Genomic DNA, 16,211 nt, shown 5'->3' on the forward strand with positions numbered 1-16,211 from the left:
TTCCCACCGAAGTTGTTGGTAGTATCCGACAGGCTGGTCTTCTGGCTTAGCGTCGTCCTCGCCCGTCCTTCCCAATCTTGCGATCAGTGGTCTTCACGGGGTTGTCAGCATCACAGCAGCGGGGGCTGCGGGGGATTTTCACCCCCTTCCCAGACACAAATGTGTCAAACCTGTCGGCTTAAATGATGAACAGAATGAATTCTCCTCATCACAACAATACTTTTCGTTACTTATTCGTTACGCATTTTTTATCAACAAAAAACGCCGCAATAAAACGATTCTGAATGAAATGTCGTGCAAGAGAATAATGAAACCTCTTAACAATGACACTGTATCTCATCACAGAAATAAAAACTGGTGAAGTTTATTCCGTAAAGAGCGATATTTTATTGCGCTATGACAATTTATTGCTGTACTAAAAACACTTAACCATTATAAATGACCGGATTACGCGGGAATATCAAAAATCGGCAATAGCAAAATATTGCTATTTATGCCGATTCAGCAGGCAAGTTTTCATTTATTTTTTGCCGATAGGCCTGCGGCGTAACCTGATAAGTCTGACGGAACACTTTGCAAAAATAGCTGGTTTGCGAAAAACCTAAATTGCGGGCAATACTGGCAATGCTCCAGTCACTGTGACAAAGCAGCTCTCTGGCACTGGCCATGCGCTGTTGATTGACCCACGCGTTAAAACCAATACCCTGATATTTTTTGAACAGTTTGCTGAAGTAGTACGGGCTCAGGTAAACATGCGAGGCCACATCTTCAAGGCGAAGATCGTCTGACAAGTGGGCATCAATATAGCGTAACGCTTTTTTCATTTTGCTGTCATGAGGGCTGGCGGCGCGGGTCGGGCGTGAAGGCTCAGCAGGTTGCGTGCTGTCTTTGATCACCACGAAATTGAGTTGCTTCTTGAGGCAGTTTTCAACAATGAGTTTGAGCAGATCCGCCGAGGCCATCACGCGAGAATAGTCCATTTCCGGGACATTACTGAACTCATTGAGCAGTTCAGGATCGGCCTGCCAGCGATCGTCAACCTTCATGATATCGAGCAGATCGGCACCATCATCGTTACGTAAACGCACCTGGCCGCACAGAACGAATCCAACAAGATGGCCTGCGATCACGAGAGGAATAGAGAAATCGGTAAGCCCGGCATGGCAGCGATAGATACAGGGTTGATCCGATTTTGACGCTTCCAGTCCCCCACAGCGATCGCTCATACGACACCGGGTACTGTGTTGCGGATGCTGACGCATCAGTTGGCAAAAAGGTGTGAAATTAAACAGCTCAGAAATCTCATCACCGTGAATATTGACAACCACAACAGCCAGGCTGGTCGCTTGCGCAAAATCCTGTGCGATTTTATTAATGAGTTCTGAGTTCAGGGTGCTCGCAGAAATCATGATAAAATCCCTCAGTTAATCCATTGTTATAATGAAAACATAAATTTTACATTTACTTCTTATCATCCCCATCCTTGTATGTAAATGACAGAAAGTACAAGGGACAATAACAAAAGTCTCCCTGGGTGGGGAGACTTTTTAGTCAGTTCGTGAAAGCAGATCACGAAAAAGAAATTAAAGACGTGATATTAGCCACGCCAGCCAAAATTACGCGTCCGTCTCTTCGATTTTACACGTATTACAGGGCAAATTTTTACCGATAAGGTACTTATAGATAGCCGCGCCCGCACACGCACCAATCAATGGCGCAATAATCGGCACAATAAAGTACGGAATATCGCGTCCACCAGTCATCGCAATATCTCCCCAACCTGCCATCCAGGCGAACAGCTTAGGACCAAAATCACGCGCCGGGTTCATGGCAAAGCCGGTTAATGGGCCTGTGGATGCACCAATTACCGCCACCAGAATACCGATCAGCAGTGGCGCCAGTGCCCCTTTAGGCACACCGTTACCATCGTCGGTCAGCGCCATAATCAGCCCCATCAGGATTGAGGTGATGACGATTTCGACCCCTGCCGCCTGCCACACGCTTAGCGCAGCCGCCGGATAGGTACTGAAAATACTGGCCAGATAGAGGCTATCGACACTGCCGCGAACCATGTTGTGGGCAGTTTCATACTCGGTGAATAAATTGCCGTAAAGCAGATAAGCCAGCACCGCACCGCCAAACGCTCCCGCGACCTGCGCGATGATGTAAGGCAGAACTTTGCGTCCCGGGAAGCAGGCAAACAGCCAGAGTGCGACTGTGATGGCCGGGTTCAGATGCGCTCCGGAAATTCCCGCCGTCAGATAAACCGCAAGCGAAATACCCAGACCCCAAATAATACAAATTTCCCAGAGACCCAGACTGGCGCCTGCGACTTTCAGTGCGCTAAGGCAGCCGATACCAAAAAACAAAAACAATCCGGTACCCAAAAACTCGGCAATGCATTGCGCTTTCAGTGAATCATTCATTGTGACACCTTCTTAGAAGCGTTCGTGTCCTTACCAGCGGACCCTTGCTGGTCGTAGAGTACAACGGCACTACTATAGGAAGAGGCCGCTGAAAATTGTTGGCAAACTGCGCATTCTCAGACCTGGAAAAATCGTGTTGTTATAGCAATTTCTTGCCATCTATTTATTCAAAGGCAGCGTGTAGAGTGCCTGAATGTAATTAACCAGGACGATTCGTGATAGCAAAAATTGGTTATTTGAAGATTTTCCTTTTCCAATCAACGTCACAAATTGGATTTTCCGCATAGCAAATTAAATTAACCTTGTCACCCTCTAAAATGTAAATATGGAATATAAAAAGCTAAAATATCACATTAATAAAAAATAACAAAAACAATAAAAACAAATAGATAAAATAAAACATAGCAAGTTTGTCACATTCACAGCCCACTAATTTTTCACCCAGACTTTCAAGTCAGCCATTCTTTTTCCTCGCTTCTTTTTATAGTCATGAATATCGGGACAACCCAGGCGAGGTCTTTATGCAACAAGAAGCATTAGGAATGGTAGAAACCAAAGGCTTAACTGCAGCCATAGAGGCCGCAGATGCAATGGTGAAGTCAGCCAATGTCATGTTGGTCGGCTACGAAAAAATTGGCTCAGGGCTGGTAACCGTCATCGTCCGCGGTGATGTCGGTGCCGTAAAAGCGGCGACCGATGCTGGCGCTGCTGCTGCGCGCAACGTGGGAGAAGTGAAAGCCGTACACGTGATTCCACGCCCTCATACCGATGTTGAAAAAATCTTACCGAAGGGAATTAACCCATGAGCAGCAATGAACTGGTTGAACAGATCATGGCGCAGGTCATTGCCCGTGTGGCAACGCCTGATCAAGCGGGTATCCCTGATAAAACCCATCCAAAACGAGAGACGGCTATGGCAGAGAAGAGCTGCAGTTTAACGGAATTTGTTGGCACCGCGATTGGCGACACCGTAGGTCTGGTGATTGCAAACGTAGACAGTGCCCTGTTGGAAGCAATGAAGCTTGAGAAGCGCTATCGCTCCATTGGCATCCTGGGCGCGCGTACCGGCGCGGGTCCGCACATTATGGCGGCAGACGAAGCGGTCAAAGCCACCAATACCGAAGTGGTAAGCATTGAACTCCCTCGCGATACCAAAGGCGGCGCGGGTCACGGTTCTCTCATCATTATCGGCGGTAACGACGTTTCCGACGTTAAGCGCGGAATTGAAGTGGCGCTGAAAGAACTCGATCGCACCTTTGGTGATGTGTATGGCAACGAAGCCGGACACATCGAACTGCAGTACACCGCTCGCGCCAGTTACGCGCTGGAAAAAGCGTTTGGTGCGCCGGTTGGCCGTGCCTGCGGCGTGATTGTGGGTGCTCCGGCTTCCGTCGGCGTGTTAATGGCAGATACCGCCCTGAAAGCCGCGAACGTTGAAGTTGTGGCCTACAGCTCTCCGGCACATGGCACCAGCTTCAGTAACGAAGCGATCCTGGTGATCTCCGGCGATTCTGGCGCAGTGCGTCAGGCGGTTATCTCAGCGCGAGAAATAGGTAAAACCGTTCTTGCGACCCTCGGTGCTGAACCGAAAAACGATCGCCCGTCCTATATCTGAACTCCGTGAGGCTCATTCATGAGATCGAAAAGATTTGAAGCACTGGCGAAACGCCCTGTCAATCAGGACGGATTCGTTAAGGAGTGGATCGAAGAAGGCTTCATTGCGATGGAAAGCCCGAACGATCCCAAGCCGTCGATTAAAATCGTTAACGGCGCCGTCACCGAACTCGATGGCAAATCGGTCAGCCAGTTTGACCTGATTGACCACTTCATTGCCCGTTACGGCATCAACCTGGCGCGCGCAGAAGAAGTGATGGCGATGGACTCCGTTAAACTCGCTAACATGCTGTGCGATCCTAACGTAAAACGTCGCGACATTGTGCCACTGACCACGGCGATGACCCCGGCAAAAATTGTCGAAGTGGTTTCGCACATGAACGTGGTTGAGATGATGATGGCGATGCAAAAGATGCGCGCGCGTCGCACGCCATCCCAACAGGCGCACGTCACCAACGTCAAAGATAACCCGGTACAGATTGCGGCCGACGCCGCAGAAGGCGCATGGCGCGGATTTGACGAGCAAGAGACCACAGTAGCCGTGGCGCGTTATGCTCCGTTCAACGCCATTGCGCTGCTCGTCGGTTCCCAGGTGGGCCGCCCCGGCGTGTTAACCCAGTGTTCACTGGAAGAGGCAACCGAACTGAAGCTCGGTATGCTGGGACACACCTGCTACGCCGAAACCATTTCCGTCTACGGTACCGAACCGGTCTTTACTGACGGCGACGACACGCCGTGGTCAAAAGGTTTCCTCGCCTCTTCTTACGCTTCGCGCGGGTTGAAAATGCGCTTCACTTCCGGTTCAGGTTCTGAAGTACAGATGGGTTATGCCGAGGGCAAATCCATGCTTTATCTCGAAGCGCGCTGCATTTACATCACCAAAGCGGCAGGCGTACAGGGTCTGCAAAACGGCTCCGTAAGCTGCATCGGCGTTCCGTCCGCAGTGCCATCAGGAATTCGTGCGGTACTGGCAGAAAACCTGATCTGTTCCTCGCTGGATCTGGAATGCGCCTCCAGTAACGACCAGACCTTTACCCACTCCGATATGCGTCGTACCGCGCGTCTGCTGATGCAGTTCCTGCCGGGGACAGACTTTATCTCTTCCGGTTATTCCGCCGTGCCGAACTACGACAACATGTTCGCGGGCTCCAACGAAGATGCGGAAGACTTTGATGACTACAACGTTATCCAGCGCGACCTGAAAGTGGACGGTGGTCTGCGTCCGGTACGTGAAGAAGACGTTATCGCCATTCGTAACAAAGCAGCGCGCGCTCTGCAGGCGGTTTTCGCTGGCATGGGGCTGCCGCCCATTACGGATGAAGAAGTTGAAGCCGCAACCTACGCCCACGGTTCGAAAGATATGCCTGAACGTAACATCGTTGAGGACATCAAGTTTGCGCAGGAAATCATCAATAAGAACCGCAACGGTCTGGAAGTGGTGAAAGCACTGGCTCAGGGCGGCTTTACCGATGTCGCGCAGGACATGCTCAACATCCAGAAGGCCAAGTTAACCGGGGACTATCTGCATACCTCCGCCATCATCGTCGGCGATGGACAAGTGCTCTCTGCCGTCAATGACGTCAACGATTATGCCGGTCCGGCAACAGGTTATCGCCTGCAAGGCGAACGCTGGGAAGAAATTAAAAACATCCCTGGCGCACTTGATCCCAACGAGCTTGGCTAAGGGGTGAACAATGGAAATTAATGAAAAATTGCTGCGCCAGATTATCGAAGACGTGCTGTCCGAAATGCAGACCAGCGATAAGCCCGTCTCATTTCGTGCACCGGGAACGTCAACCGCGCCTGCTGCACCGGCCGGTGACAGTTTCCTGACGGAAATTGGCGAGGCGAAACAGGGCACGCAACAGGACGAAGTGATTATTGCGGTCGGCCCGGCGTTTGGTCTCTCTCAGACCGTTAACATCGTCGGTCTACCGCATAAAAACATTCTGCGCGAAGTGATTGCCGGGATTGAAGAGGAAGGTATTAAAGCGCGTGTGATTCGCTGCTTTAAATCATCCGACGTGGCCTTCGTTGCCGTTGAGGGTAACCGTCTGAGTGGTTCCGGCATCTCTATCGGCATCCAGTCAAAAGGCACGACGGTCATCCATCAACAGGGACTGCCGCCGCTGTCCAACCTGGAGCTGTTCCCGCAGGCTCCGCTGCTGACGCTGGAAACCTATCGCCAGATTGGTAAAAACGCCGCGCGTTATGCCAAGCGTGAATCACCGCAGCCGGTCCCGACGCTGAACGACCAGATGGCGCGCCCGAAATATCAGGCTAAATCCGCCATCTTGCACATTAAAGAGACGAAGTACGTCGTGACGGGCAAAAACCCGCAGGAACTGCGCGTGGCGCTTTAATAAGGATCCCTTTATGAATACCGATGCAATTGAATCGATGGTTCGGGATGTGTTGAGCCGCATGAACAGCCTGCAGGGCGACACATCTGCCCCGGCAGCAGCTTCGGGCACTACGACCCAGACCGCCAAAGTGACTGACTATCCGCTCGCCAGTAAGCACCCTGAGTGGGTTAAAACGGCCACCAACAAAACGCTGGATGAGTTCACCCTCGAAAACGTTCTGAGCAACAAAGTGACCGCACAGGATATGCGTATCACACCGGAAACGCTGCGCATTCAGGCGGCTATTGCCAAAGATGCCGGACGTGACCGCCTGGCGATGAACTTTGAGCGCGCCGCAGAACTGACGGCGGTGCCGGACGATCGCATTCTCGAGATCTATAACGCCCTGCGTCCTTATCGTTCAACGAAAGAAGAACTGCTCGCGATCGCGGACGATCTTGAAAACCGCTATCAGGCCAAAATCTGCGCCGCGTTTGTTCGTGAAGCGGCGGTGTTGTACGTCGAGCGTAAGAAGCTGAAAGGCGACGACTAAGGAAAGGTCATGAGATATATAGCTGGCATTGATATCGGCAACTCATCCACAGAAGTCGCGCTGGCGACGTTGGATGACACTGGCGCGCTCACCATTACCGGTAGCGCGCTGGCAGAAACCACCGGGATAAAAGGCACATTGCGTAATGTGTTTGGGATTCAGGAGGCGCTTACGCTTGCGGCTAACCGTGCAGGCATCAATGTCAGCGATATCTCGCTTATCCGTATCAACGAAGCCACCCCGGTGATTGGTGATGTCGCGATGGAAACCATCACGGAAACCATCATCACCGAATCCACCATGATCGGTCATAACCCGAAAACACCGGGCGGCGTCGGTCTGGGGGTGGGGATCACTATCACGCCGGAAGAGTTACTCACCCGACCGGCGGATACCCCGTTAATTCTGGTGGTGTCATCTGCTTTCGATTTCGCTGATGTCGCCACCATGATTAACGCCTCTGTCCGTGCCGGTTACCAGTTAACCGGTGTCATTTTGCAACAGGACGATGGCGTTCTGGTCAGTAACCGACTGGAAAAACCCCTGCCCATCGTTGACGAAGTGCTGTACATCGACCGTATCCCGCTCGGAATGCTGGCCGCCATTGAGGTCGCCGTGCCCGGTAAAGTCATCGAAACGCTGTCAAATCCTTATGGCATCGCGACGGTGTTTAATCTCAATGCGGACGAGACCAAAAACATTGTCCCGATGGCGCGAGCGCTGATTGGCAACCGTTCCGCCGTGGTGGTGAAAACCCCGTCAGGCGATGTTAAAGCACGTGCCATTCCTGCCGGAAACATTGAACTGCAGTCCCAAGGGCGCACGCTACGCGTTGATGTCGCGGCAGGCGCCGATGCCATTATGAAAGCAGTTGGCGAATGCCCGAAACTGGACAACGTTACCGGTGAAGCGGGCACCAATATTGGCGGTATGCTGGAACACGTTCGCCAGACAATGGCTGAACTGACCAATAAGCCAAGCAACGAAATTTTTATCCAGGATTTACTGGCCGTAGATACCTCCGTTCCGGTCAGTGTCACCGGTGGACTGGCCGGTGAGTTTTCTCTTGAGCAGGCTGTCGGTATCGCCTCGATGGTGAAATCAGACCGTCTGCAGATGGCAATGATCGCCAGCGAAATCAAAGAAAAGCTGAACGTGGATGTACAGGTTGGCGGTGCAGAAGCCGAAGCGGCAATTCTGGGCGCGCTCACCACGCCAGGTACCACGCGTCCGCTGGCGATTCTGGACTTAGGCGCGGGCTCGACCGACGCCTCCATTATCAATCCCAAAGGCGAAATTATCGCCACCCACCTCGCCGGGGCTGGCGACATGGTTACCATGATCATCGCCCGGGAGCTGGGACTTGATGACCGCTATCTGGCGGAAGAGATCAAAAAGTATCCGTTAGCCAAAGTCGAAAGCCTTTTCCATCTGCGCCACGAAGACGGTAGCGTTCAATTCTTCCCGACGCCACTTCCCCCTGCGGTGTTTGCCCGCGTCTGTGTGGTCAAGCCGGATGAACTGGTGCCCCTGCCCGGCGATCTCGCGCTGGAGAAAGTTCGCGCCATTCGCCGCAGCGCCAAAGAGCGCGTGTTTGTCACCAACGCCCTGCGCGCACTGCGACAGGTTAGCCCGACGGGCAATATCCGCGATATTCCGTTTGTCGTTCTGGTCGGTGGCTCCTCGCTGGACTTTGAAGTGCCGCAACTGGTGACGGACGCCCTGGCGCATTATCGCCTGGTGGCCGGACGCGGAAACATTCGCGGCACCGAAGGCCCGCGAAACGCGGTTGCGACGGGGCTCATCCTCTCCTGGCATAAGGAGTTTGCCCATGGACAGTAGCGTCACCACGCCTGCCATTGTGATTTCGACCATCGGCGACTGCCTTTCAGTCTGGAAAGAGGTGCTGCTCGGCATTGAAGAAGAAGGCATTCCGTTTGTGATCCAAAACCAGGCGGCGGGAGAAGTCGTTCAGAGCGCATGGCAGGCGGCCCGCCAGTCTCCGCTGCTGGTCGGCATCGCCTGCAATGAAGAAACCCTGGTCGTGCACTACAAGAATTTACCCACTTCAGCGCCGCTTTTTACGCTGACGTATCGCCAAAACAGCCTTGACCGGCGAAGTACTGGAAACAACGCGGCAAGGTTAGTCAAAGGGATCCCCTTCCGGGATCTCAATGCTTAATCCACAGGAGAATTGCAGTATGAATAACGCACTGGGTCTGGTTGAAACAAAAGGGTTGGTCGGCGCGATTGAAGCCGCAGATGCCATGGTGAAATCCGCCAACGTGCAACTGGTCGGTTACGAAAAAATCGGCTCCGGCCTGGTGACCGTCATGGTTCGCGGTGACGTCGGCGCCGTTAAAGCCGCCGTTGATGCAGGCTGCGCGGCAGCAAGCGTCGTGGGTGAGGTGAAATCCAGCCACGTTATCCCGCGTCCGCACAGCGACGTTGAGGCTATTTTACCGAAATCGGCCTGAGCATTATCGAAAAGGAGCACAGCGTGAAGCAATCACTGGGATTACTCGAAGTTAGTGGTCTGGCATTAGCCATCTGTTGCGCAGATGCCATGGCGAAAGCGGCTTCCATCACGCTGGTTGGCCTTGAAAAAACCAACGGTTCAGGCTGGACGGTGATCAAGATCACCGGTGATGTGGCATCAGTACAGTCTGCCATTATCACCGGTGCTCATCTCGCTGAACAGCAAGATGGCCTGGTCGCGCATAAAGTGATCGCCAGACCTGGCGAGGGCATTCTTTCTCGCGCGATGGCTGCCACTCCGGCACCTGTGCCTGCACCCGCAACGGTGTCTGCACCGGAATCCGTGCCAGCCCCCATCGAAGAACCTGAAACTGAAGTCGTTGTAGAAGAGTCAGCACCGGAAGCGGCGCCTGAAGACGGGATCATCAGCTGCAATTTGTGTCTGGACCCGGCCTGTAAGCGCCAGAAAGGCGAACCCCGGTCGCTCTGCCTGCATTCAGGTAAACGAGGTTAAGCGTAATGGATAAGCAACTTCTGGAAACGACGGTCAGCAAAGTGCTGAATGAATTACGGGATCGCCCCATTCCACTGGGCGTTTCCAACCGTCATATCCACCTTAACGCTGAGGATTATGCCCGTCTATTTCCGGGACATCCTATTAGTGAGAAAAAAGGGCTTCTGCAACCGGGACAGTATGCGGCTGAGCAAACCGTCACGTTAGTGGGACCAAAAGGTCAACTGAAAAATGTCCGCCTGCTGGGGCCGCTGCGTAGCACCAGCCAGGTGGAGATTTCGCGCACGGATGCCAGAACGCTGGGCATCGCCGCGCCGTTGCGGATGTCCGGAAATCTCAAAGGTACGCCGGGTATTCGCCTCGTGAGTCCCTTTGGCGAACTCGAACTCACCTCCGGGGTGATCGTCGCCCAGCGCCACATTCATATGTCGCCGCTGGATGCGCTGATCCTGCGCGTTGCTCACGGCGATAGCGTCAGTGTCGCCATTGAGGGCACCGATCGTCGGCTGATCTTCGATAACGTTGCGGTACGCGTTTCCCCCGACATGCGTCTGGAGATGCATATTGATACGGACGAGGCCAATGCCGCCGGGGCAGATGATCCCAATGCTTTCGTCACACTGGTGACTGAGCGATGAACGGCGATCTGTTGCAGCGAATCGTCGAGGAGGTGGTCTCCCGCCTGCAACGTCGTGCGCAAAGCACCGTCACGCTGAGCGTCGCGCAACTGCGGGAAACACCGTCCCGCGCCCTGTTTTCTCAGTATGCCTCTGTGCATATTTTACAGGTCGATCTGCCCCTGCTGGAGCAGATCGCCAACAACGATTCGTCACATGCCGCTGCCGTCATGATCCATGAGGCGCTGGCATTGGGCCTGCGGGTGCAACTCTCAGTGCAACGTCGGTTACTGCCCGCCGTGCCGGTAAAAAAACTGGCCCGACTGCCGCTGATTCTCTGTGACGAACAGGGGCAGCCTATCATGCTGCACCCCACCCGACTGTTAAGTTATGCCGATGTTGCCCCGTTACCTGCAGGGTTGCTGGTGCTGCATCGCAAATGTGTTGTTACCGCGCTGGCTCGCGAGACCGCGAGCTCGCGCCACATCCAATTGATGAAGCAGGAGTGAACCATGCATCTGGCACGTGTTACAGGCGCGGTGGTATCCACGCAAAAATCGCCCTCGTTGGTCGGAAAAAAACTTCTGCTGGTACGCCGCGTGAGTGCCGACGGTGAATTGCCGGCGACCCCAACGGCAGGTGATGAAGTCGCCGTTGACTCCGTCGGCGCTGGCGTTGGCGAACTGGTGCTCCTGAGTAGTGGCTCCAGCGCCAGACATGTTTTTTCCGGGCCGAATGAGGCCATCGATCTGGCCGTTGTCGGCATTGTCGACACGCTTTCTCGGTAAGGGGGAGTTATGGCGATTTATACCCGCACAGGTGATGCAGGCACAACCGCGCTCTTTACCGGACAGCGCGTCAGTAAAACGCACCCCCGCGTGGAAGCGTATGGCACGCTCGATGAGCTTAACGCCGCGCTGAGCCTGTGCGTCTGCGCCACCCATAGCGCGCAGCATCGCGCGCTGCTGGAGGCCATTCAGCTACAAATTTTCTGGTTCAGCGCTGAACTTGCCAGCGAAAGCGAGCAGCCGTCTGCGGATCAGCGCTATATCAGCTCTGAGGAAATTGCCGCACTGGAAGCGGCTATCGACACCGCGATGGGACGCGTTGCCCCCTTGCACAGTTTCATTTTGCCTGGCCGTTGCGAAGCCGCAAGCCGCCTGCATTTTGCCCGCACTCTGGCGCGCCGGGCCGAACGCCGTCTGGTGGAACTCGCGGCCGAGGTCACCGTCAGGCATGTGCTGATGCGCTATATCAACCGCCTGTCAGACTGCTTGTATGCACTGGCGCGCGCGGAAGATCACGACGCCCATCAGGACACCATTATCCGGGAAGTGACGAAGCGCTATCTGGCAGCGGGTCACGCCCCTGTCAAAAAGGAATCTACGATGTCGCTTTCCTTTGGCGATCTTCACCAGTTAACACGCGCCGCCGTCGAGCGGGCGCAAGTCTTAAACGTCCCGGTGGTCATCAGCATTGTTGATGCTAACGGCACCGAAGCCGTCACCTGGCGGATGCCGGATGCCCTGCTGGTCAGCAGTGAACTGGCGCCGAAAAAAGCCTGGACTGCGGTGGCGATGAAAACCGCGACGCACGAACTTGCGTCAGTAGTTCAGCCCGGCGCGCCGCTATACGGGCTGGAAAGTCATATGCAGGGAAAAGTCGTCACTTTTGGTGGCGGCTACGCGCTATGGCGTGATGGATTGCTTATTGGGGGTCTTGGTATCAGCGGTGGAAGCGTTGAACAGGACATGGACATTGCACAGGCTGCCATTGCGGCAATAAACGTGAGAACACATCAATGAATACGACCGAACTGGAAACCCTCATCCGCACTATTTTGAGCGAGCAACTGGCTCCCGCAAAAACTGAAATCAAAGGGAACGGCATCTTTCAGTCTGTTGGTGAAGCTGTCGATGCTGCCCACCAGGCGTTCTTGCGTTATCAGCAATCACCATTAAAAACGCGCAGCGCCATTATTAGCGCTATCCGGGAAGAGCTGGCGCCACAACTGGCTACGCTGGCGGCAGAGAGCGCTGCAGAAACCGGAATGGGTAACAAAGAGGACAAATTACTCAAAAACAAAGCGGCGCTGGACAATACGCCGGGTATTGAAGATTTGACCACCACGGCACTCACCGGCGACGGCGGCATGGTGCTGTTTGAGTATTCGCCGTTCGGCGTGATTGGTTCCGTTGCGCCCAGCACTAACCCGACAGAAACCATTATTAACAACAGCATCAGCATGCTGGCGGCGGGCAACAGCGTCTATTTCAGCCCGCATCCGGGTGCGAAGGCCGTGTCACTGAAACTTATCGCCATGATTGAAGATATTGCGTTTCGTCGCTGCGGCATTCGCAATCTGGTGGTGACCGTTGCCGAACCGACGTTTGAAGCCACCCAGCAGATGATGGCGCACCCGAAAATTGCCGTGCTGGCGATTACCGGCGGTCCGGGCATTGTGGCAATGGGTATGAAGAGCGGAAAAAAAGTGATTGGTGCAGGCGCGGGGAATCCTCCTTGCATCGTCGATGAGACGGCCGATCTGGTGAAAGCGGCGGAAGATATTATCAACGGCGCGTCGTTTGACTACAACCTGCCGTGCATCGCGGAAAAAAGCCTGATAGTGGTGGAATCCGTCGCTGAACAACTGATTCAGCAGATGCAAAGTTTCGGCGCGCTGTTGTTGAGTCCAGCCGAGACAGAGAAGCTGCGTGCAACCTGTCTGCCAGAGGGGGTAGCCAATAAAAAACTGGTGGGTAAAAGCCCTTGCGCTATGCTTGAAGCCGCCGGTATTCCGCTCCCGGCAAAAGCGCCGCGCCTGCTGATTGGCGTCGTCAGCGCCGACGACAGTTGGGTAACCAGCGAGCAGTTAATGCCGATGCTGCCCGTGGTGAAGGTGAAAGATTTTGACGCCGCGTTGTCGCTGGCGCTGAAAGTGGAAGAAGGATTACACCACACCGCCATTATGCATTCGCAGAATGTCTCTCGCCTGAACCTTGCGGCGCGAACGCTGCAGACCTCCATTTTCGTTAAAAACGGCCCCTCCTATGCGGGGATTGGCGTCGGCGGCGAAGGGTTTACCACCTTCACCATCGCCACGCCGACGGGTGAAGGGACAACATCGGCACGCACGTTTGCCCGCTCCCGTCGCTGTGTGCTGACTAACGGTTTCTCAATCCGCTAATGAGGTTGTGATGAATACTTTTTCACTACAAACCCGTTTGTACAGCGGCCCTGGAAGCCTGAAAGTGCTTGGCCGCTTTACGAACAAGCACATCTGGATTATCTGCGATGGTTTTCTCGCCCGTTCGCCGCTGATTGATACGCTTCGCGAGGCGATACCGGCAGATAACCGGATCAGCGTCTTCAGTGAGATTACGCCCGACCCCACTATCGGAACCGTCGTTCAGGGGATTGCACAAATGCAGTCCCTGCGCCCCGACGTGGTGATTGGTTTCGGCGGCGGCTCCGCGCTGGATGCTGCGAAAGCCATTGTCTGGTTCAGTCGTCAATTTGATATTGATATTGAAACCTGTGTGGCGATCCCAACCACCAGCGGAACCGGATCGGAAGTGACCAGCGCCTGCGTGATAAGCGATCCGGAGAAAGGCATTAAATATCCGCTGTTCAATAACGCGCTCTACCCGGACATGGCGATCCTTGATCCGATGCTGGTCGTCAGCGTCCCACCCACCATTACCGCCAATACCGGAATGGATGTGTTGACGCACGCGCTGGAAGCCTATGTGTCCACGCGCGCCAGTGACTTTACCGACGCACTCGCGGAAAAAGCCGCTCAGATAGTCTTTCAGTATCTGCCTGTCGCGGTTCGTAAAGGCGACTGCCTCGCTACACGCGGCAAAATGCACAACGCCTCTACGCTGGCAGGGATGGCCTTCAGCCAGGCAGGACTGGGACTGAACCACGCCATCGCCCACCAGTTAGGCGGTCAGTTCCATTTGCCACACGGTCTGGCGAATGCCCTGCTGCTGGCGTCGGTGATCCGCTTCAACACGCACGATCCGCGAGCGGCTAAACGTTACGCCCGGTTCGCGAAGGCCTGTCATTTATGTGCTGACAGCGCCAATGAAACGGCGAGCGTGAACGCGCTGGTGCAGCACATCGAGCAACTGAAAAAAGCGTGTGCTATCCCAACCCTTGCCGTGGCGCTTAAAGAACAAAAACAGAACTGGTCAACGCGCATTCCGGCAATGGTTCAAGCCGCGCTGGCAGACGTGACGCTGAAAACCAACCCCAGAGCGGCGGATGTCGGGGCCATTCAGGAACTGCTTGAGGAATTGTTATGAATACCGCCCTGAATGATAAACCAGACGTCCTGGATGCGCCGACGCTCGTTGAACGCGTTCGTGCGGCAGGCATTGTGGGGGCTGGTGGTGCCGGTTTTCCGACGTATGTCAAACTCCAGGCTCAGGTGGAAATTTTCCTCGTCAATGCAGCCGAATGCGAGCCGATGCTGAAAGTCGATCAGCAACTCATGGCGCAGCAGGCAGCGCGTCTGATTCGCGGCGTACAGTATGCAATGAAGGCCACCGGCGCCTGCGAAGGGATCATCGCCCTGAAAGAGAAGTACCAGCCAGCGATTACCGCCCTGACGCCGCTTTTACCTCCGGCGATCAGACTGCACATTCTGCCTGATGTTTATCCGGCAGGCGATGAAGTACTGACCATCTGGATGGCGACGGGTCGCCGCGTTCCCCCCGCTGCGCTGCCGGTCAGCGTGGGCGTGGTGGTCAATAACGTACAAACCGTACTGAATATCGCCCGCGCGGTCGAACAGCACTATCCGGTGACGCGCCGCACGCTCACTATCAACGGCGCTGTTGCTCGTCCACAGACCGTGACCGTCCCCATCGGTATGTCCTTACGCGACGTGCTGGAGATGGCTGGCGGCGCGACCATCGACGATCCCGGGTTTATCAACGGCGGACCGATGATGGGAAGCCTGGTGACGTCACTGGACGCGCCGGTCACGAAAACCACCGGCGGACTGCTGGTTTTGCCGAAAACACATCCACTGATTCAGCGACGTATGCAGGATGAGCGCACCGTACTGTCGGTGGCGAGAACAGTCTGTGAACAGTGTCGCCTGTGTACCGATCTCTGCCCGAGGCATCTCATCGGTCACGAGCTCTCTCCGCATCTGCTGGTGCGCGCAGTTAATTTCCATCAGGCCGCCACGCCACAGCTGTTGCTCAGCGCCCTCACCTGTTCTGAATGTAACGTCTGTGAAAGTGTGGCCTGCCCGGTAGGTATTTCACCTATGCGGATTAACCGGATGCTGAAGCGCGAGCTACGTGCACAGAATCAGCGCTACGAGGGGCCGCTCAACCCGGCCGATGAGATGGCGAAATACCGTCTGGTGCCGGTAAAACGACTCATCGCCAAACTGGGGCTGACACCGTGGTATCGGGAAGCGCCATTAATCGACAGCGAGCCCGTTGTTGAGAGAACGACGCTGCTGTTGCGCCAGCACATCGGCGCCAGCGCGGTGCCCTGCGTTCAGAAAGGCGAGCGTGTCGCGCGTGGTCAGTGCGTCGCTGAAATTCCGCAAGGTGCGCTCGGCGCGCCTGTTCACGCCAGTATTGACGGCATTGTCTGTGAGGTAACAGATCAGGCCATCATCGTTGTAAGAGGTTAACC

Annotated in this window: 18 protein-coding genes and 1 riboswitch; of the genes, 16 read left to right on the forward strand and 2 right to left on the reverse strand. The window is 54.8% G+C overall.

Annotated elements, in window-relative coordinates:
* Positions 1-13 precede the first annotated feature (13 nt).
* Positions 14-189: riboswitch (cobalamin riboswitch) on the reverse strand.
* A 302-nt stretch (positions 190-491) separates the two neighbouring features.
* Positions 492-1,409, reverse strand: coding sequence for a regulatory protein PocR (pocR, locus tag HVZ37_RS13410; protein WP_043000240.1), 918 nt, complete (start codon positions 1,407-1,409; stop codon positions 492-494).
* A gap of 207 nt (positions 1,410-1,616) precedes the next feature.
* A complete protein-coding gene (gene pduF / locus HVZ37_RS13415; protein WP_043000239.1) occupies positions 1,617-2,426 on the reverse strand; it encodes a propanediol diffusion facilitator PduF in 810 nt (269 codons plus the stop codon).
* Between the two features lie 521 nt (positions 2,427-2,947).
* Here pduF and pduA point away from each other — a divergent pair.
* From pduA to HVZ37_RS13495, 16 genes are read left to right on the forward strand one after another with little or no spacing between them, the layout of a single operon-like run.
* Positions 2,948-3,232, forward strand: a complete 285-nt coding sequence (gene pduA / locus HVZ37_RS13420; protein ID WP_012906330.1) for a propanediol utilization microcompartment protein PduA — start codon at positions 2,948-2,950, stop codon at positions 3,230-3,232.
* Positions 3,229-4,041, forward strand: coding sequence for a propanediol utilization microcompartment protein PduB (gene pduB, locus HVZ37_RS13425; protein ID WP_043000238.1), 813 nt, complete (start codon positions 3,229-3,231; stop codon positions 4,039-4,041). The genes pduA and pduB overlap by 4 nt, the downstream gene beginning before the upstream one ends.
* 18 nt (positions 4,042-4,059) lie before the next feature.
* Positions 4,060-5,724, forward strand: a complete 1,665-nt coding sequence (gene pduC / locus HVZ37_RS13430) for a propanediol dehydratase large subunit PduC (RefSeq protein ID WP_042318193.1) — start codon at positions 4,060-4,062, stop codon at positions 5,722-5,724.
* Positions 5,725-5,734: 10 nt separating this feature from the next.
* Positions 5,735-6,403, forward strand: coding sequence for a propanediol dehydratase medium subunit PduD (gene pduD, locus HVZ37_RS13435; protein WP_043000237.1), 669 nt, complete (start codon positions 5,735-5,737; stop codon positions 6,401-6,403).
* A 13-nt stretch (positions 6,404-6,416) separates the two neighbouring features.
* Positions 6,417-6,938 (forward strand): propanediol dehydratase small subunit PduE, encoded by a 522-nt coding sequence (pduE, locus tag HVZ37_RS13440; protein WP_043000236.1) that lies wholly within the window; start codon positions 6,417-6,419, stop codon positions 6,936-6,938.
* Positions 6,939-6,947: 9 nt separating this feature from the next.
* Positions 6,948-8,780: a diol dehydratase reactivase subunit alpha gene (locus HVZ37_RS13445; RefSeq protein ID WP_043000235.1), complete on the forward strand. Its 1,833-nt coding sequence runs from the start codon at positions 6,948-6,950 to the stop codon at positions 8,778-8,780.
* Complete coding sequence (locus tag HVZ37_RS13450) at positions 8,770-9,120, forward strand: glycerol dehydratase reactivase beta/small subunit family protein (protein WP_043000234.1); 351 nt, start codon at positions 8,770-8,772, stop codon at positions 9,118-9,120. The genes HVZ37_RS13445 and HVZ37_RS13450 overlap by 11 nt, the downstream gene beginning before the upstream one ends.
* Positions 9,121-9,139: 19 nt before the next feature.
* Positions 9,140-9,415, forward strand: coding sequence for a propanediol utilization microcompartment protein PduJ (gene pduJ / locus HVZ37_RS13455; protein WP_042318188.1), 276 nt, complete (start codon positions 9,140-9,142; stop codon positions 9,413-9,415).
* Between the two features lie 23 nt (positions 9,416-9,438).
* On the forward strand, positions 9,439-9,930 hold the full coding sequence (locus tag HVZ37_RS13460; protein ID WP_044257567.1) for a BMC domain-containing protein: 492 nt from the start codon (positions 9,439-9,441) through the stop codon (positions 9,928-9,930).
* 5 nt (positions 9,931-9,935) lie between these two features.
* Complete coding sequence (locus HVZ37_RS13465) at positions 9,936-10,568, forward strand: phosphate propanoyltransferase (RefSeq protein WP_043000232.1); 633 nt, start codon at positions 9,936-9,938, stop codon at positions 10,566-10,568.
* Positions 10,565-11,056: a microcompartment protein PduM gene (pduM, locus tag HVZ37_RS13470; protein ID WP_044257566.1), complete on the forward strand. Its 492-nt coding sequence runs from the start codon at positions 10,565-10,567 to the stop codon at positions 11,054-11,056. The genes HVZ37_RS13465 and pduM overlap by 4 nt, the downstream gene beginning before the upstream one ends.
* Positions 11,057-11,059: 3 nt before the next feature.
* The gene (gene pduN, locus HVZ37_RS13475) at positions 11,060-11,335 is read left to right on the forward strand and encodes a propanediol utilization microcompartment protein PduN (protein ID WP_104446685.1); all 276 of its coding nucleotides are present in this window, start codon (positions 11,060-11,062) and stop codon (positions 11,333-11,335) included.
* 9 nt (positions 11,336-11,344) lie between these two features.
* Complete coding sequence (pduO, locus tag HVZ37_RS13480; RefSeq protein ID WP_058588250.1) at positions 11,345-12,352, forward strand: two-domain cob(I)yrinic acid a,c-diamide adenosyltransferase PduO; 1,008 nt, start codon at positions 11,345-11,347, stop codon at positions 12,350-12,352.
* Positions 12,349-13,734: a CoA-acylating propionaldehyde dehydrogenase PduP gene (pduP, locus tag HVZ37_RS13485; RefSeq protein ID WP_043000229.1), complete on the forward strand. Its 1,386-nt coding sequence runs from the start codon at positions 12,349-12,351 to the stop codon at positions 13,732-13,734. Before pduO ends, pduP begins: the two co-directional genes overlap by 4 nt.
* A gap of 10 nt (positions 13,735-13,744) precedes the next feature.
* A complete protein-coding gene (locus HVZ37_RS13490) occupies positions 13,745-14,857 on the forward strand; it encodes a 1-propanol dehydrogenase PduQ (protein WP_181627589.1) in 1,113 nt (370 codons plus the stop codon).
* Positions 14,854-16,209: a 4Fe-4S dicluster domain-containing protein gene (locus HVZ37_RS13495; RefSeq protein ID WP_044267056.1), complete on the forward strand. Its 1,356-nt coding sequence runs from the start codon at positions 14,854-14,856 to the stop codon at positions 16,207-16,209. The genes HVZ37_RS13490 and HVZ37_RS13495 overlap by 4 nt, the downstream gene beginning before the upstream one ends.
* Positions 16,210-16,211 lie beyond the last annotated feature (2 nt).

This window comes from Citrobacter sp. RHB35-C17 (assembly GCF_013816795.1).
In the GTDB taxonomy this organism is placed as follows: domain Bacteria; phylum Pseudomonadota; class Gammaproteobacteria; order Enterobacterales; family Enterobacteriaceae; genus Citrobacter_A; species Citrobacter_A amalonaticus.

Coding starts and splice junctions, on each gene's coding strand:
- pocR (WP_043000240.1), bottom strand. CDS start 1,409: ATGATTTCTGCGAGCACCCTGAACTCAGAACTCATTAATAAAATCGCA.
- pduF (WP_043000239.1), bottom strand. CDS start 2,426: ATGAATGATTCACTGAAAGCGCAATGCATTGCCGAGTTTTTGGGTACC.
- pduA (WP_012906330.1), top strand. CDS start 2,948: ATGCAACAAGAAGCATTAGGAATGGTAGAAACCAAAGGCTTAACTGCA.
- pduB (WP_043000238.1), top strand. CDS start 3,229: ATGAGCAGCAATGAACTGGTTGAACAGATCATGGCGCAGGTCATTGCC.
- pduC (WP_042318193.1), top strand. CDS start 4,060: ATGAGATCGAAAAGATTTGAAGCACTGGCGAAACGCCCTGTCAATCAG.
- pduD (WP_043000237.1), top strand. CDS start 5,735: ATGGAAATTAATGAAAAATTGCTGCGCCAGATTATCGAAGACGTGCTG.
- pduE (WP_043000236.1), top strand. CDS start 6,417: ATGAATACCGATGCAATTGAATCGATGGTTCGGGATGTGTTGAGCCGC.
- HVZ37_RS13445 (WP_043000235.1), top strand. CDS start 6,948: ATGAGATATATAGCTGGCATTGATATCGGCAACTCATCCACAGAAGTC.
- HVZ37_RS13450 (WP_043000234.1), top strand. CDS start 8,770: ATGGACAGTAGCGTCACCACGCCTGCCATTGTGATTTCGACCATCGGC.
- pduJ (WP_042318188.1), top strand. CDS start 9,140: ATGAATAACGCACTGGGTCTGGTTGAAACAAAAGGGTTGGTCGGCGCG.
- HVZ37_RS13465 (WP_043000232.1), top strand. CDS start 9,936: ATGGATAAGCAACTTCTGGAAACGACGGTCAGCAAAGTGCTGAATGAA.
- pduM (WP_044257566.1), top strand. CDS start 10,565: ATGAACGGCGATCTGTTGCAGCGAATCGTCGAGGAGGTGGTCTCCCGC.
- pduN (WP_104446685.1), top strand. CDS start 11,060: ATGCATCTGGCACGTGTTACAGGCGCGGTGGTATCCACGCAAAAATCG.
- pduO (WP_058588250.1), top strand. CDS start 11,345: ATGGCGATTTATACCCGCACAGGTGATGCAGGCACAACCGCGCTCTTT.
- pduP (WP_043000229.1), top strand. CDS start 12,349: ATGAATACGACCGAACTGGAAACCCTCATCCGCACTATTTTGAGCGAG.
- HVZ37_RS13490 (WP_181627589.1), top strand. CDS start 13,745: ATGAATACTTTTTCACTACAAACCCGTTTGTACAGCGGCCCTGGAAGC.
- HVZ37_RS13495 (WP_044267056.1), top strand. CDS start 14,854: ATGAATACCGCCCTGAATGATAAACCAGACGTCCTGGATGCGCCGACG.